Genomic DNA, 16,878 nt, shown 5'->3' on the forward strand with positions numbered 1-16,878 from the left:
AATGTTTGGCGCACGATCATGCCACCTGATATGTGCATGTCAATCTCTGCGTCAGAAAGTGCGCCTTTGACAGTAGTGGTCTAATCATCCTGGACACCGTTTTAGGTGGTACAGTCGTTACCCTGACCTGAGGTGTTCAATGACAAGATTGCGGTCGCTCATTTATTGCCGAATTCAAATTGGAAGCCGCATCTCTGGCGCTCGACTAGGAATATTGAGTTCCCGAAGCCAGCCGTTCACTGGATGTCGGTGAAACCGTACTTCGCCGCTGGGTTCAGCAGCTTCAATCCGAACGCCGTGTCACACTGCGGGAAGCGAAGCGGGATTTTGCTATTACCTGATGGATGACTACAACTGGTGGCGTGGTGCGGTTGCATGGAATGTTTAATAGTTGCCGTTCCGGGATTGTTGCTTTTGACTCATCTGCTGACTACTGAAGATGGGTAACATCCTCAGTGCTGCAAGAGTTATGGGCTGACAATGCCACTCATTTTCCTTTCATTGCCAAAGCTGTTTGAAGAGTGGGTTGACCGATCATCGCGACGACAACCATAGCTAGTCCTGCTGCAACGGCTACTCCGAAACCTGCCCGTGCACCATAGGTATCGATGATAAGACCCGTTATTGCTCCACCGAGCGCGATACCAAGGCTAATACCAGTTGTTATCCAGGTCAGCCCTTCGGTGAGTTTTGCCGATGGTAAAATAATGGTACTTAGATTCATTACAATGATCATGGTGGGGGCAAAAGACATACCTGCCACAAAAATTGCCCCCATCATCGTGTAAACGCTTGAAGAAAGGGCGGGTAATATAATTGTCGCTGCAGTTATTATGACGCCTACCAGAAACTGTCTTTCTAAAGGTGCGGTAATTCTAACCAAGCCGAATACTAACCCAACAATCATGGAGCCGAGTGCGTAGATGGCCAAAATAAAACTGGCAGAAGCAGGCCAGTTTTGCTCATTGGCAAAAGCAATAACTGCGACATCAAGTGCTCCCCCAATAATACCCATGCCAAGGAAAATCAAACAGACAATCTGTAGGCTGGGTATTTTTAAGGTGGAGCTGCCTTGGTGATGGACACTATCCATAACCTCTGGCTCAGTCCGGCGTTGCAGAAGAAATGCACTCATACCGAGAGTCAGCAATAATACCGCAGACAATGGCCCTGCTTCGGCGAATAGGCTAGTACTCAAGCCGATCGCCAGTGGAGGGCCAATAATATATGACAATTCATTAAGAACTGCATCGAGCGAGTAAGCAGTATGTAGTAATGGATTGTTACGATAAAGCTTTGCCCACCTCGCTCGTACCAAAGCGGTAATATTAGGTATTGAACCAGATAACATTGCAAGAATGAAAAGAAATGGTGCAGGTGCTTTCACATAAGCAGCAAATACCAGTACCAACAGCATGATCAGACTGAAGGTGGTAATAATTGGCAGTACCTTGCGTTGACCATATTGGTCAACTAATTTTGACACCTGTGGACTTATAACAGCATTCGCTAATGTAAACGTGCCTGCGATCGCACCGGCTAGCCAATAGAGGCTACCTTGCTGTAACAGCATGGTAATGATGCCTATGCTGAGCATTGCCTGTGGTAGGCGTGCTACTGAACTTGTGATGACTAATACTATGGCGTCAGAATTTGTCAGAAGTACACGATAGGGGTTGGCCATATATATTCCGCGTTATTTCTTGTTGTTCTGCCGCTCTTTGTTGCGTGATTTGTCATTTTATATGACGCACTCCCATTTTTCTTCTGATGATAGCTAAATGCTTGCCATCGGCAGGGCAGGGGGATATTTGTTTATTTGAGCCTATACAATCACCTATGAGCGTGTTTTACCAGGCATTTATTTACTGTGTTGGTGGTTAATAAAGAGGGGGAGTGATTTGTTAGACTTATTTGAAATAAGAAAAATGATAGTTAATTCTCATGTCTATATATCGTCATGCATGTGCACGCATATATAAGGCGTTGTTTTTTAGATTAATATGGCATTGATGGAGCCTATTTGCTCTGTGTTTTCAGGTCGTTTCACCCGACAAAATTAATGATGAATTATCAATCCATAATCTGATGTTACGACTTGGGTATTGAAAAAATTGACGCTTGTCACAGCTACCAGAACATACCCCAGTATAGTTGGCAAAATATCGATGAATCAAACAGTGTCAAGCAGTCCTCTACTCGTCTGAAATTATTTCAAATCAAGATGGAAGTAAGCAAAATGACATTAGAACCTCTTAAGGTAAGCAAGACACATTCATTTATGACAGTGTCACTTATCGAGTTATGGGAACGTTTCGGTTATTACGGTATGCAGGCGCTTATCGTGTACTTCATGGTACAGCGTCTTGGCTTTGGAGACAGTCGGGCCAACCTGGTGTGGAGCGCCTGTGCCGCATTGATATATGTATCGCCGGCGATCGGCGGTTGGGTCGGGGATAGGATTCTCGGTACCAAGCGCACCATGTTGCTCGGTGCCGGCATTTTGTCACTCGGTTATGCGTTGATGACAGTACCGACAGAAAACACCTGGTTTCTGTTCTTGGCCCTCGGGGTTGTCGTTGTCGGTAACGGCTTGTTCAAACCCAATGCCGGTAACCTGGTACGCAAGATCTATGAAGGGGACGACTCCAAGATAGACAGCGCCTTTACCATCTACTATATGGCGGTGAACGTCGGTTCAACCTTCTCCATGTTGCTCACTCCTTGGATTAAAGACTACGTCAATGCCAACTATGGCAACGAGCTCGGCTGGCATGCCGCCTTCGCTGTTTGCTTCGTTGGCTTGTTGGTGGGGTTGGGTAATTACGCCATGATGCGTAAAACGCTGGTCAATTATGGTTCAGAGCCGGATACCCGCCCCGTCGAGATGAACAAGCTGCTGATCATATTGTTACTGATTGTGCTGTCTGTGGTAGCGTCGGCCTTTATCCTCGAATATGAAGATGTGGCTCGCGCCTTCGTATATACAGCGGGCGTTGCGGGACTCGGAGTCTTCTTCTACCTTATCCGCAACAGTGAAACCAGTGAGCGGGCCGGTTTGATTGCCGCCTTGGTGCTGACGCTGCAAACAGTCTTCTTCTTTATTTTCTATCAGCAGATGTCTACCTCGTTGGCGCTGTTTGCCTTGCGTAACGTCGATTGGAACTTCCAGGCCCTCGGTGTACCGCTGTGGACTTGGTCACCGGCCCAGTTCCAGGCTTTGAACCCTATCTGGATTATGTTGCTAAGTCCGCTGCTGGCCTGGGTCTATGCTGCTGCCGGACGCAATAACAAGGATATTTCTATTGCCGCCAAATTCGCATTGGGCTTTGCCGTCGTGGCGCTGGGATTTTTTATCTACAGCTTTGCCGGCATGTTTGCCATCAATGGCAAGACCTCTTCCTGGGTGATGATATGGGGTTACGGTGCTTACTCGCTTGGCGAGCTGCTGGTCAGTGGTCTGGGCCTGGCAATGATCTCCCGTTATGTTCCCGAGCGCATGGGGGGCTTTATGATGGGAGTCTACTTTGTGGCTTTGGGTATTTCTCAGTATCTGGGTGGAGTGGTTGCCAACTTTGCCAGTGTGCCGGAGAACATTACAAATCCGCTTGAAACCCTGCCTATTTACACCAACCTGTTCTTCAACCTGGGAATTGCAGCACTGGTTTGTACCGTTATTGCGCTGACAGTATTACCGCTGATGCGCCGTCTGACGGAAATCCACCATTCCCACAATACCAATAACGATGTCGACAACGCTTCGGGGGAGAGTTAGCTCAGGGCAGTAAGATACAGGCGGGTGACTCTATACGCTCAAATGCTGACAATTGTCACAAGGTAGCAATACACAAGTTAACTGTGCTAATGCTGTGATTGTAATAAAGGTATTTATGGAGGTGCTGAATGAATTATGAGGTCCCCTTTACCATCCATACTATATTACTCTCAGCAACTATATTGTTTGTTGCTCCTATTGTGCTTACTTGTGGCGCTGAGTATCTTTTCACAAAGAAACTGACGCTTGGTGTGACATCTTTTGTCGTTATTATAGGTTTAGGGAAAGTGCGAATAAGCAGGTCATTTCTTCCCAAGCTGGCTCGCTGATTAAAATTTCGCGGATCCGGGCCGATTGTTCTCCCGTAAACACCTCGAATTAGCCTATTTAGGCCGTTTTTTCGCCATTCCTGGCGTTATTTCCGGTTTTTAGTGAGATCTCTCCCACTGACGTATCATCTGGTCCACCCGAAACAGGTTGGCCAGGGTGAATAACATCGCCAGTTGGTTATCGTTTTTCTGTAGCCCCTTGTATCTGGCTTTCACGAAGCCGAACTGCCGCTTGATGATGCGAAACGGGTGCTCCACTTTGGCCCGGATGCGGGCTTTCATGTATTCGATGTTGATGGCCGTTTTGTTCTTGCGTGGATGCTGTTTCAAGGTTCTTACCTTGCCGGGGCGCTCGGCGATCAGCCAGTCCACATCCACCTCGGCCAGCTCCTCGCGCTGTGGCGCCCCTTGGTAGCCGGCATCGGCTGAGACAAATTGCTCCTCTCCATGCAGCAGATTACCCAGCTGATTGAGGTCATGCTCGTTGGCCGCGGTGGTGACTAGGCTGTGGGTCAGGCCACTCTTGGCATCGACACCAATGTGGGCCTTCATGCCAAAGTGCCACTGATTGCCTTTCTTGGTCTGATGCATCTCCGGATCGCGTTGCTGCTCTTTGTTCTTGGTCGAGCTGGGTGCCTCAATGATGGTGGCATCGACCAAGGTGCCTTGAGTCATCATGACGCCTGCTTCGGCCAGCCAGCGATTGATGGTCTTGAACAATTGGCGGGCCAGTTGATGCTGCTCCAGCAGGTGGCGGAAATTCATGATGGTGGTGCGGTCCGGCAAGGCGCTATCCAGGGATAACCGGGCAAACAGACGCATGGAGGCGATTTCGTACAGAGCATCTTCCATCGCGCCATCGCTCAGGTTGTACCAATGCTGCATGCAGTGAATGCGTAGCATGGTTTCCAGCGGATAAGGTCGCCGGCCATTACCAGCCTTGGGGTAAAACGGCTCGATGACTTCCACCATGTTTTGCCATGGCAGAATCTGCTCCATGCGGGACAAGAAAATCTCTTTTCTGGTCTGACGGCGCTTACTGCTGAATTCACTGTCGGCGAAGGTGAGTTGATGACTCATGATGGCCCTCGGAAATGCGGCTCCGGATGAACATTATGATCTCATATCACAGACTTGTTCGCACCTTCCTTAGTGTTCCTCACTCTTGGTGTCATACAAATTACCACGTCGAAAGTCGTTCTTAATGATGACTCCCTGATACTGAAAAGCCTTGTTTATACCAATAAGACAATGCTTAAAGATGTTGAACTAACCTCTGGTTTACATGAGGCCTCTTTGCCAGCTAGTTTCAGGCCTGTTCTTAGATAAAATGGTGTTGGCTTGTTTGGATATAACGCAGGGACATTCACGCTAAACGATGGGACGTCGGGATTTGTTATGTTATCAAAGCCACCTTATCTTGTGCTGGGATTAAAAGGACATAGTGGAAAACTGATTTTTTCTGCTAATGCACATTTATATGAGGCACTTAAATCTCACCTTGTTAAGTTGACTTATGAAAAAAATCCCTAATGTGAAATAGGGAATGAGAATGGTTCTTTATATGAAACGTACGTCATTCATTATGCTTGAATGATAATGTTAGGGCGCTTTCCTGCTGATTAAGATGTTTTACATTACACCAGTTGCGAGCCAAGGAAGGCATGGATCTCAACAGAGGCACTCGTTGAAGAGGCAGTGTCTTGGGCGTCGCAGTAAATTGAAATTCAATGATACAGAGAGTTAGTGACAGTATATGAACTGCATGGCTAATAACCTGATCGATATATTAATGATCTTCTGTCTGTATGGACAGGAAGGACGATGCAACAAGAGCTGCGATCCTGATATTCAGGAAGACTACTTTTGTGTCGGATCATGATGACGCGAGTTTGGATAGCGATAGTGCCGTCGTGTCTGGTTTGGCGATAGCGCATTTTTAGGAGTGATGAAGAGAACAAAGGAGATAGGGAGATGCGTGATATGTCAACAATATGGTTATTATTCATTATCGTTATAGGCCTGCTTTCTGGTTGCAAGACGGACATCAGGTATGTCGATGAAAAACCGAGTTCGATTGAACTACCAGAGGCTGTTGCCGGGCCTGATGTGATAACAACACCGCGTAATATTGTGTACCTGTCAATTGGTCGTTATGAAAAGACATTTATGCAGAATATACAGGCCAGAGGAAAGGAGATAACTGATTATGTGGTCGCCTTTGTTAATCCACGAGATGCTGCTACGGGTGAGTTGGAGTCATTGACGCCAGCCCAGAAACAAGATCTGGATAAGCTGGTTGCCTATAGAAAGGAATCCAATCCGAATGCCAGGATATATATCGCGATAGGCGGTTGGAGAGGAGATGATGACGGTTTCGATCTGGTGTTTGAAGAGATAGCGCGCAATATTGAAAAACGAAAGTTATTTATCTCTGACATAATGGAACTGGTTGAAGAGTATGGTGTTGATGGTATTGATATTGACTGGGAATACCCTAGGGTGCAATTTGCAGACGAATACGCTTTATTTGTCAGAGAACTTGCCAATGAATTACATAAACGGAATAAGTATTTGTCGTCAGCAGTCATTGGTACCAGAGATAAAATGACAGATAGCGGGAATGCCGACGCATATCTGGATTCAACGTTAAGAGATTTTGATAGTATTAATCTCATGGCATACGACATGGAATTTGAAAATCACAGTACCTTTCAACATGCGATAGACAGTATTGATTACTGGGTGAACAAAAGAAAAGTACCACCGCAGAAAGTGATGTTGGGGTTGCCCGTCTATAGCCGAAACAATTGGCAAGATTGGAGCTACATCACATTACAACATCCGGATCAGGAAAATGAAGATACGTCGAGTTGGAACCAGAATGAATTTGGTGAGTTTGTCTCTCCGCAGGGCTACAGCGTTGTGAATGCATGCAGAAATAGCTTTGAATTTATACCTGATGTGGCCAAGCCAGCCGAAAACAAAACCAATTATTATAATGGGCTCCCCCTTATTATTAAGAAAACCGAGCTTGCATTATCAACGAAACTGGGTGGCGTCATGTTTTGGGAGGCGCCTCTCGATGCGGCGAAACCTGAGTATTCGCTGATCCATGCGGCCTATCAGGTCATGAGCGGCATGACGGTTGATAATATTTGCACGCAAAATCCAGCCTGGGTTGCCGACCAGGCGCAGTGAGGGTTGGGAAAACGAGTTTATGAACGGCAATGACAAGAGGAAAAGAAAAAGCCGGCACTGGGCCGGCTTGTCTCAAGACCTTGACTGTTAGTGAGAGGTCGCACCGGAGGCGCCGAGCCCGGTCTGGGAGCGGACGAACTGCGGCAGGAACTTGGCGTGTTCGTCGGCGGCAGCCTGGGACTTGTCGGTAACAGAGAAGAACCAGATCCCGACAAATGCCAGCCCCATGGAGAAGAGCGCCGGGTACTCGTAGGGGAAGATGGCCTGGGCATGACCCAACACCTTCACCCACACGGTCGGGCCCAGCACCATCAGGGTGACTGCGCTCGCCAGACCCAGCCAGCCACCGTAGACGGCGCCACGGGTGGTCAGACGGGACCAGAACATGGAGAGGAACAGCACCGGGAAGTTGCAGCTCGCCGCGATGGAGAAGGCCAGACCCACCATGAAGGCGATGTTCTGCTTCTCGAACAGGATGCCAAGACCAATGGCAACCACGCCCAGCACCAGGGTCGTCATCTTGGAGACGCGCAGCTCGTCGGCTTCATTGGCCTTGCCCTTCTTCAGCACGCTGGCATAGAGGTCATGGGAGACCGCAGAGGCACCCGCCAGTGTCAGGCCTGCCACAACCGCCAGGATGGTGGCAAAGGCGACGGCAGAGATGAAGCCCAGGAACAGGCTGCCACCCACGGCGTCGGCCAGGTGGACTGCGGCCATGTTGGTGCCGCCGAGCAGTGCGCCGGTAGCGTCCTTGAAGGCCGGGTTGGTGCTGACCAGCAGGATGGCACCAAAGCCGATGATAAAGGTCAGGATGTAGAAGTAGCCGATGAAGCCGGTGGCGTAGAACACGGATTTACGTGCTTCCTTGGCGTCACTCACGGTGAAGAAACGCATCAGGATATGGGGCAGACCGGCGGTACCGAACATCAATGCCAATCCGAGCGAGATGGCGGAGACGGGGTCGGAGACCAGACCACCCGGGCTCATGATGGCGGCGCCATTGGCGTGCACCTTGACCGCCTCGGAGAACAGGGTGCCGAAATCGAAGTTGACCGACTTCATCACCATCAGCGCCATAAAGCTGGCACCGGAGAGCAGCATCACCGCCTTGATGATCTGTACCCAGGTGGTAGCCAGCATGCCGCCAAACAGCACGTAGAGCACCATCAGGATGCCGACCAGCACCACGGCGATGTGGTATTGCAGGCCGAACAGCAGCTCGATGAGCTTACCGGCACCCACCATCTGGGCGATCAGGTAGAGGGAGACCACCACCAGAGAGCCGCAGGCGGAGAGGGTTCGCACCTCGGTCTGCTTGAGGCGGTAGGAGGCCACATCGGCAAAGGTGTATTTGCCAAGGTTGCGCAGCCGCTCCGCGATCAGGAACAGGATGATGGGCCAGCCCACCAGGAAGCCGATGGAGTAGATGAGGCCATCATAGCCCGAGGTGTAGACCAGGGCGGAGATGCCGAGGAAAGAGGCGGCGGACATATAGTCACCGGCGATGGCCAGACCGTTCTGGAAGCCGGTGATACGCCCGCCTGCTGCATAGTAATCGGAGGCCGAGCGGTTGCGTTTGGAGGCCCAGTAGGTAATGAACAGGGTCGCCGCCACGAACGCCACAAACATCACGATGGCCGGGATGTTGAGGGGCTGGCGCTGGACGTCGCCGGTCAGCGCATCGGCTGCCAGCAGGGGGGAAGAGGCCAGAGAGGCCAACAGCAGCAAAGACTTGCCTTTCATGATTGCACTCCCTTGAGGATCTTCTGGTTCAGCTCGTCAAACTCGCCGTTGGCACGGAACACATAGATGCCGGTCAGCAGGAAGGAGGCGAGGATCAGCCCCACCCCGACCGGGATGCCGCGGGTAATATTGGAGCCTTCGCTCAGCGGGGTGCCGAGCCAGGCAGGGTCAAAGGCGATGAGCAGGATAAACGCCAGGTAGAGCCCCAGCATCAAGGCCGAGAGGGCCCAGGCAAAACGCTGGCGTTTGGCGACCAGCTCCTGGAAGTTGGGATCTTGCTGGATCCTCAGATAGCTTTGCTGTTCCATTGCAGTTCTCCATGACATGAGTGTCAGCGGTGGATAAAGGGGGTTGCCCTGACGAGCAGCTTGGCTGCCCATGTAATCAAAATGTGAATTAAATGTTATTTGTGGACAATTAGACTTTGGGATAAGCCAGTGGCCCGCCCCGGATGAGGCGCAGGTAGATGAGCGCCGCCGTGATGGCGTCGGCAAGGGCATCGTGGGCGGGCAGGGCAGGCAGGGCCAGATGATGGCAGATGGCGGCCAGGTGCAGATCGATGACTGCATCCGGGTAACGCCGATAGAGGCTGTCGTGATAGAGACGGCTCACCTCTATGCCCCGTTGGGGCAGGGTCAAGCCCCATTGTTTCTGGCAGGCCAGGTTGAGGATGCGCAGATCATAGGCGATGTGATAACCCACCAGTTCGCGTGGCCCGATAAAGGCCAGCAGCTGGCGCAGCGCGGCTTCCAGCGGCATGCCCTGTTGCAGATCCTGGTGGCGCAAGCCGTGGATGGTCACGGACTGGGCGGTCAGGCTGGCGGGGGGAAGCACCTTGATGGCAAGCGCCTCGCCGGTCAGCAGCCGGTTACCCTGGAGCCGTACTGCGCCGATGGCAACGATCTCGGCGCGGGCGGGATCCAGGCTGGTGGTCTCGAAATCGAGGGCAACCAGCTCATCTTGCGGCGGCGCGGCAAAGAGCGGGGCAAACTCCCCATCCCGAAAAGCGCGGCCATACCAGTAGCGTCGCAGGCAGTCCAGCATGCTCATTGTCTCAGACGAAAGTGCAAGGTGAGCCACTGCTGGAACTTCTTCACCTGATGCAGGGCATGGCGCAGCAGATCCCGCTCGCTGTGGCTGAGCTCATTGACCTGCACCCGGCTGTCGCCATTTTTGAGCTGGCAGCGCAGGCGCAGGCGGATAAACAGCCGGAATGCCTCCGCCAGGTTGTTGCCATACTCGGCGCTGATGCGCTCGGCCGCCACCAGGGCATCGATGCGGGCCAGGGTGGCGGTTTCCAGTATGCCGGCCTCCAGCGCCAGCATGCGGATCCCGTGCACCAGCGGGAAGAGTCCGCCCCGCTTGAGATCCAACCCCTCGGCCGAACGCTCCAGCCGGCCAAACAGGGTGAGGGGAGCATGAAAGGCTACCGCCGGCCTCACCATCTCCGCCAACAGATCCCGCCTGTCTCCCAGTTGCTCCCGCAAGGTGCGGGCAATGGGGGAGAGCAGAGTGCGATCCCCGGCAATGGGATGGGCATCGGCCAGGGTGGCAAGCCAGAGCAGCTCTGCCTCACTGGCCATGGTGCAGGCGCGGGTGATGGCGCTTTGCCACTGCTCCCCCGTTTTGACCCACTCCGGGTTGTTGACCATCACCTGGCCGGGGCAGAGAGGATAGCCGAGGCGCTCCAGCAGGGCGCTGAAGGCGGCCAGATCTGCTTCTTGGCCGGGCCAGTGCAGATCGGCGGGCAGGATCAGCGCATTGTCCTGATCTGTTTTGAGGATCTGCTCGCCGCGCCCCTCCGAGCCCAGCATCAGCAGGCACACCTTCTCCTGCACTTCGGGCGGGATCACCAGGGCGAAGGCCTTGGCGATCAGCTGCTCGTTGACGGTGGCGATGAGCTTCATCAAAAAGGCGGTGTGAATGCCCTGAGCAAACAGGGAGCGGATCAGTTGCAGCTGCTCACGGGCTACCGCCTCCAGCGCAGGGAGTGTATCGGCGCGGGCGATGCGCAGGGTCAATACGTGTGAGTGGGTGGAGAAGAGCCCCAGCACCTGGGTGAGTTGCAGGATCCCGGCGACCTCTCCCTGATGCCAGATCACCAGCCGCTTGATGCGATGACGGGTCATCAGCAGCAGGGCATCGAACAGATAGCTCTCCTGCGGCAGGCCGATCAGGGGGGCTGGCGTCAGCAGGGAGAGCGGCGCCGTCAGGGGCAGCCCTTTGAGGGTCAGGGCATGCAACAGGGTCTTGCGGGTGGCAAGGCTCAGGCTGCCGTCCCGGGCGGGATAGATGAGGCAGTCGCTGCTCTTGGCCACCATGGCTTCGGTAGCTGCCAGCAGCGACAGGCGATTGTCGACGACAAGAGGCGGCTGCAGGTGTTCGGGGGCGATCCGGGTCAGGATAAACTCCGCCAGGTTCTTCTGGCCCAGTTGCTCACGCTGCTCCTGCTGGCGCTGACGCTCTGCCAGGTTGGCGGTGAAGTAGCTGGCAAAGGCGGGATCCTGCTCGCACAGGGCCAGAAAGGTCTGCCTAGGGATCAGCTGGCAGAGGGTATCTTCCAGAGCGGTGAAGGTGTGGCGGCAGTGGCCATCAAACTGGGCCCGCACATCGAACAGATCATCGCAACCATAGTCACCAAATTGATGATGGGGGGCGGACTCCTCCACCGCACCCTTGATGATGAGATAGAGACCGGGGGGCGTGTCGCCTGCGCTGAGTACCGTCTCGCCGGCGCGAAAGTAACAGATTGATAGGCTCTGCTCGAGCCGCTGGCGGGCGTCGGCGGCCAGATTGTCAAACGGTGGGCGGGCGAAGTTGAAGAGTGTTGTCATGGCGATCCCTGGCCAGTGATATGGACTCAGTCTGACAAAGTGACCGGGGGGGCAGCCAGCCGACTTTAGTCGCACTGGGCGCTCGCATGCACTCCCGGGCAGGAAAATGGCGGGCTCCCTGTACCTGATGGTAACACTCTGATAACGTTGTGGTATGACCAGTTGATACTCAGGAGAGGCAGAGGGAAATGGAGAAACCAAGGGTCAAGTGCGAGATCCGGGACGGCATCGCCGAGGTGATGTTGACGCGAGGAGACAAACTCAATGCGCTGGACAGGGCCATGTTCAGTGCCATCGACGAGACGCTCGGCCAGTTACAGCGGCACAAGGGCTTGCGGGCGGTGATCCTCCATGGTGAGGGGCGGGCATTTTGTGCCGGGCTTGATGTGAAGTCCATGCTCAAGCAGCCGGTGGCGGCCCTCGAGATCCTCAGGCGCGAGGCGGACGAAGCCACCAACCTGGCCCAGCGGGTGGCCTATGGCTGGCATCAGTTACCTGTGCCTGTCATCGCGGTGACTAAGGGGGTCTGTTTCGGTGGCGGCCTGCAGATCGCGCTCGGTGCCGATTTTCGCTTCAGCACGCCGGATTGCCGCTTCTCGGTGATGGAGATCAAGTGGGGCATCATCCCCGACATGAGCGGCAGCGTCACCATGCGTAACCTGATGGGAGTGGACAGCGCCATGGAGCTGGCCATGACGGGCCGCGAGCTGCTAGCCCCGGAGGCGAAAGGCCTCGGTCTGGTCAGCCGGGTCTGCCCGGATCCGCTGGGGGAGGCGCGGGAGTTTGCCAGAACGCTCATCACCAAGTCCCCCGATGCGCTCGCGGGGATCAAGCAGCTCTACAGCCAGGCGTGGGCGCGCAGCGACGAGGCGATGCTCAAGGAGGAGACCCGCTTGCAAAAGCAGATCCTGGGGCGCCCCAACCAGTGGCGCGCCACCCTCAACAGCCTGTTTCGCTGGCGCTTGCCGTTCGGGCCCAGACGCAATGCCCTGTGACGCAGCGACTTTCGAATAGCAAAATGTACAAAAGAAAAATGGCAGCCTGGGCTGCCATTTTGTTGTGTCATGTCTGCGTTTACTTGGCGACGGTATCCACGTCCGCTTCGAACGGGTGGCCGGTATTCTCGCGCATCAGGTTGACTTCGGCGCGGTTGTCGATCCAGTAGTCGGCATTCTTGATCCCCAGTTTTTCGGGGTGGAATACCGGGTCGAGCCCTTGTGCCAGCTGGGCTTCATAGTCCTTCAGGCAGATGAAGGCGGTTTTTTGCAGCAGCAGGATGGCGATGATGTTGAGCCAGGCCATCAGACCCACACCGATATCACCCAGACCCCAGGCGAGATCCGCCGTCTTGACGGTGCCGTAGACGGTCGCCGCCATCAGGCCGATCTTCAACAGGAAGGTGAGCCAGGGACGGTTAATCTTGCGATTGACGAACGCGATGTTGGTCTCGGCGATGTAGTAGTAGGCGACGATGGTGGTAAATGCGAAGAAGAACAGTGCGATGGCGACAAAGTAGTTGCCAAAGCCCGGCATCATGCTCTCCATGGCGGTCTGTACGTAACCCGGGCCTGCGGCCACGCCGGCGATACCGGTGTAGAGGGCGGCACCTTCCGGACCCTGTACGTTATACAGGCCGGTGATGAGCAGCATGAAGCCGGTGGCGGAGCAGACGAACAGGGTATCGATGTAGACGGAGAACGCCTGCACCAGACCCTGCTTGGCCGGGTGGCTTACCGCGGCAGCGGAGGAGGCGTGCGGGCCTGTTCCCTGGGCGGCTTCGTTGGAGTAGACACCACGTTTTACCCCCCACATGATGGCCAGACCCAGGATGGCGCCGAAGCCGGCGTCCAGACCGAAGGCGCTCTTCCAGATCAGCAGGATGATAGAGGGCAGTTGGCCGATGTTGAGGGCGATGATGACGCAGGCAACGATGATGTAGCCGAGCGCCATGAAGGGCACCACGGTACTGGCAAAGTTGGCGATCCGCTTCACGCCGCCGAAGATAATGAAACCGAGCAGCAGCGCCAGCGCGGCAGCCGTCACGTTCGGATCGATGGCGAAGGCGGTCTGCAGGCTGGAGCCGATGGAGTTGGCCTGTACGCCCGGCAGCAGGACACCACAGGCAAAGATGGTAGCGATGGCAAAGATCCAGGCGAACCAGCTCATGCCAAGCCCTTTATCGATGTAGAAGGCCGGACCACCGCGATACTCGCCGTTGAGCTTCTCTTTGTAGACCTGACCCAGGGTGGACTCCACGAAGGCGGAGCTGGCGCCGAGGAAGGCCACCATCCACATCCAGAACAGGGCACCCGGACCACCGAAGGTGATGGCGGTGGCGACACCGGCGATGTTACCGGTACCGACCCGACCTGCCAGGGTCATGGAGAGCGCCTGGAAGGAGGAGACGCCCGCTTCGTTGCCCTTGCCTTGGAACATCAGGCGGATCATGCCTTTGATGTGACGCACTTGCAAAAAACGGCTGCGCAGGGAGAAGTAGAGGCCGACCCCGAGGCACAGATAGATGAGCGCAGGGCTCCAGATTACGCCATTGATGGCATTGACGATTTCATTCATGTACAACAACTCCTTTGTTGCGCTGTCTTGGCGAGGTCTCTGCCTCGCTCCCTGTCGTTATTATGTCCAGTTTGTTAACAAGCTAGTTAGCAAACGGGATAGAGTGACACTCTGTCAGACGGTGGAAAAACCACGGTCTGCGTGGGATGTAACATATCTATTTGTCGCATTTCTGCCCAGCAAAAAAATCTGCCTTGTTGCAAATTTGTGAATTGACACCGGTGGCCGGATGATGGCAGGCAGTGATTTATGTGAGTAAAGATGACGCTCTCCTTGTTGATATGTGTAGTGAAAGCCAGACATAAGCAAACATAAGGCCAACCATGACAAATCATGTTGAAAACCTGCAATTTCGCTCGGCGCAGCCCGCTGATGGCGCAGCCCTTGCCCCCTTGTTCGTGCAATTGGGGTATCCTGCCGACGGTGATCAGCTGGTGGCGCGTCTGCTGCATCCGGACTCGGCCACTTCTGTCCTGTTGGCCATCCTGGCAGACAGTGTGGTCGGTGTGTTGGTGTGGCACCGGCTGCAACCCCTGCATGTTGCACCAGCATGGGGCCTGATCTCGGCGCTGGTTGTCGAAGAGAGGGCAAGGGGAGAGGGGGTTGGGGCCGGCTTGCTAGCGTACGCCGAGGCCCAGGCCCGGGTGGCGGGATGCAGCCAGCTGGAGCTATCCAGCAGTCTGAAACGGGAGGGGGCTCACCGTTTCTATCTGGCGCAGAATTATCAGGAACGACCCAAGCGGTTCGTCAAGCAGTTGTAACGCAAAGAGAAGGAGCAGGCGTGCTGGGATTGTTCAAATGGTTGCGTCGCCCGGCAGGGGCGCAACACCATGAAGATGCGGAGATTTGGGAGCAGGCGCTGGCAGCCGTCCCCATCTTGCAAGGGTTGCATGATGAGGAACAGGCGAGGCTCATCCGGCTGGGGCGCCAGTTGCTCAAGCGCAAGACCCTGACCCAGCTCGGGGTTGAGCTCACGGCGCGCCAGCAGGCGGTGCTGGCGCTGCAGGCGGTGCTGCCCATCCTCCATCTGGGCCTTGACTGGTATCGCGGCTTTCACGAAATCATCCTGATCCCGGAACCGGTCACCCGCCGCCAGGAGGTGCAGGACGAGTTTGGTCTGGTGAGTGAGGTGGAAGAAGAGAACGCTGGCGAGTCCTGGCCCCAGGGGCCGCTGGTACTGGCCTGGAGCGAGCTGCAGCAGGATGGGGACTGGGATGGCTTCAACCTCGTTATTCACGAGCTGGCCCACAAAATCGACATGCTGGGTGGGGAGGCCGACGGGGCGCCGCCATTGCCGGGCAAGATGAGTCATCAGCAGTGGCAGCAGGCCTTTCAGGGGGCGTTTGATGCATTGAACAGGCAGCTGGACGCGGGGGAAGAGGCGGCTATCGATCCCTATGCCGCCGAGCATCCGGCCGAATTTTTCGCCGTCTGCTGCGAGAGCTTCTTTACCGATCCGCTGTGCTTGCGCAGCGTCTATCCGGCCGTCTATCAACAGCTGGAACAGCTCTTTGGCCAAGATCCCGCGGCGCGCTTTCCGGCCACGCGCCTGTTGGCGGGAAGCCACGAAGGGGAATCGCCCGTCTGAGCCAGGCAAATACGAGAATGTACAGATAGCAAAAAGGCACCCGAAGGTGCCTTTTTCAATTCAAGCAGCGCGCAATCAGGCGGCGGCTTTGAGCTGCACGGCAGCGGCTTTCTTGTGATCGCCGATGGGCAGGATGGTGCGGCCATACTGTTCGTTCAGTACGGTGGCCATGGCCAGGTAGATGGCGCTGGCGCCGCAGATGATGCCTTCGAAACCGGCGATGGTGCCGATCAGCTCGCTGCCGGTGAAGTCACGGGCGGCCAGCAGGAAGAACAGCACGGTCAGGGAGGCGAACACGAACTGCTTCACGCGCGGGTAGTTGACGGTGCCGATCAGCATGAACAGGGTGAACACACCCCACATCAGCAGGTACCAGCCCATGTAGGCGTGCGGAGTGGCTTCGGCCAGACCCATGGTCGGCATCACCATCAGGAACACCAGGCTCCACCAGAAGGTGCCGTAGGAGATGAAAGCGGTGACACCGAAGGTGTTGCCACGCTTGTACTCCATGATGCCGGCAATGATCTGGGCCAGACCGCCATAGCACAGGCCCATGGCCAGGATCATGGCGCTGATGGGGAAGAAACCTGCGTTATGGATGTTCAGCAGAATGGTGGTCATACCGAAACCCATCAGACCCAGGGGGGCAGGGTTGGCCAATTTTTCGCTCACGTAGCGTTCTCCAAAAAATAGAGGTGGGGGTTAACAAAAGACGCGCGATTTTAGGCAGGCTGGCAGCCCATCGCAAGGGGGAAAAGAAGATAAACAGTAAAAAAATTACGTGTTTTTTTGCATGCCGGCACAATTGCTCACCAAGCTAGCCCGTTTTGTGAG

General features: G+C 54.9%; 13 protein-coding genes and 1 pseudogene. 6 read left to right on the plus strand and 8 right to left on the minus strand.

What is annotated here, in order from left to right; genetic code table 11:
* Window positions 1-139: 139 nt before the first annotated feature.
* Window positions 140-296, plus strand: a pseudogene (locus MRK42_RS09415) (transposase); the annotation flags it as partial.
* A 191-nt stretch (window positions 297-487) separates the two neighbouring features.
* Here the strand turns inward: MRK42_RS09415 and MRK42_RS09420 are convergent.
* Entirely contained in the window at window positions 488-1,684 is a 1,197-nt protein-coding gene (locus MRK42_RS09420) for an MFS transporter (RefSeq protein ID WP_338612241.1), read from the minus strand.
* A 414-nt stretch (window positions 1,685-2,098) separates the two neighbouring features.
* On the opposite strand from MRK42_RS09420, the gene MRK42_RS09425 reads away from it, so the two are divergent.
* The gene (locus MRK42_RS09425) at window positions 2,099-3,775 is read left to right on the plus strand and encodes a peptide MFS transporter (RefSeq protein WP_338612242.1); all 1,677 of its coding nucleotides are present in this window, start codon (window positions 2,099-2,101) and stop codon (window positions 3,773-3,775) included.
* Window positions 3,776-4,203: 428 nt separating this feature from the next.
* Here the strand turns inward: MRK42_RS09425 and MRK42_RS09430 are convergent, their stop codons facing one another.
* On the minus strand, window positions 4,204-5,184 hold the full coding sequence (locus tag MRK42_RS09430) for an IS5-like element IS5 family transposase (protein ID WP_279458731.1): 981 nt from the start codon (window positions 5,182-5,184) through the stop codon (window positions 4,204-4,206).
* Between the two features lie 894 nt (window positions 5,185-6,078).
* Between MRK42_RS09430 and MRK42_RS09435 the strand changes: the two genes are divergently transcribed.
* Window positions 6,079-7,305, plus strand: coding sequence for a glycoside hydrolase family 18 protein (locus MRK42_RS09435; RefSeq protein WP_338612244.1), 1,227 nt, complete (start codon window positions 6,079-6,081; stop codon window positions 7,303-7,305).
* An 87-nt stretch (window positions 7,306-7,392) separates the two neighbouring features.
* Here the strand turns inward: MRK42_RS09435 and MRK42_RS09440 are convergent, their stop codons facing one another.
* From MRK42_RS09440 to MRK42_RS09455, 4 genes are all read right to left on the minus strand, one after another.
* Window positions 7,393-9,048 (minus strand): cation acetate symporter, encoded by a 1,656-nt coding sequence (locus MRK42_RS09440; protein ID WP_042069558.1) that lies wholly within the window; start codon window positions 9,046-9,048, stop codon window positions 7,393-7,395.
* Window positions 9,045-9,356 (minus strand): DUF485 domain-containing protein, encoded by a 312-nt coding sequence (locus MRK42_RS09445; RefSeq protein WP_026458310.1) that lies wholly within the window; start codon window positions 9,354-9,356, stop codon window positions 9,045-9,047. The genes MRK42_RS09440 and MRK42_RS09445 overlap by 4 nt, the downstream gene beginning before the upstream one ends.
* A gap of 109 nt (window positions 9,357-9,465) precedes the next feature.
* On the minus strand, window positions 9,466-10,092 hold the full coding sequence (locus tag MRK42_RS09450) for a 3'-5' exonuclease (protein WP_338612245.1): 627 nt from the start codon (window positions 10,090-10,092) through the stop codon (window positions 9,466-9,468).
* Between the two features lie 2 nt (window positions 10,093-10,094).
* The gene (locus MRK42_RS09455; protein ID WP_338612246.1) at window positions 10,095-11,882 is read right to left on the minus strand and encodes a putative nucleotidyltransferase substrate binding domain-containing protein; all 1,788 of its coding nucleotides are present in this window, start codon (window positions 11,880-11,882) and stop codon (window positions 10,095-10,097) included.
* A 188-nt stretch (window positions 11,883-12,070) separates the two neighbouring features.
* Here MRK42_RS09455 and MRK42_RS09460 point away from each other — a divergent pair, with 188 nt between their 5' ends.
* Complete coding sequence (locus MRK42_RS09460) at window positions 12,071-12,877, plus strand: crotonase/enoyl-CoA hydratase family protein (protein WP_338612247.1); 807 nt, start codon at window positions 12,071-12,073, stop codon at window positions 12,875-12,877.
* Between the two features lie 79 nt (window positions 12,878-12,956).
* On the opposite strand, the gene MRK42_RS09465 is transcribed toward MRK42_RS09460, so the two are convergent.
* Window positions 12,957-14,456 (minus strand): alanine/glycine:cation symporter family protein, encoded by a 1,500-nt coding sequence (locus MRK42_RS09465; protein WP_216992215.1) that lies wholly within the window; start codon window positions 14,454-14,456, stop codon window positions 12,957-12,959.
* Between the two features lie 323 nt (window positions 14,457-14,779).
* On the opposite strand from MRK42_RS09465, the gene MRK42_RS09470 reads away from it, so the two are divergent.
* Window positions 14,780-15,217: a GNAT family N-acetyltransferase gene (locus MRK42_RS09470; protein ID WP_338612248.1), complete on the plus strand. Its 438-nt coding sequence runs from the start codon at window positions 14,780-14,782 to the stop codon at window positions 15,215-15,217.
* A 20-nt stretch (window positions 15,218-15,237) separates the two neighbouring features.
* On the plus strand, window positions 15,238-16,044 hold the full coding sequence (locus MRK42_RS09475) for a M90 family metallopeptidase (protein WP_338612249.1): 807 nt from the start codon (window positions 15,238-15,240) through the stop codon (window positions 16,042-16,044).
* A gap of 75 nt (window positions 16,045-16,119) precedes the next feature.
* Here the strand turns inward: MRK42_RS09475 and MRK42_RS09480 are convergent, their stop codons facing one another.
* Entirely contained in the window at window positions 16,120-16,716 is a 597-nt protein-coding gene (locus MRK42_RS09480; protein ID WP_026457598.1) for a GPR1/FUN34/YaaH family transporter, read from the minus strand.
* Window positions 16,717-16,878: the final 162 nt, after the last annotated feature.

The sequence above is a fragment of the Aeromonas sp. 19NY04SH05-1 genome, assembly GCF_040581895.1.
Lineage (GTDB): Bacteria > Pseudomonadota > Gammaproteobacteria > Enterobacterales > Aeromonadaceae > Aeromonas > Aeromonas enteropelogenes.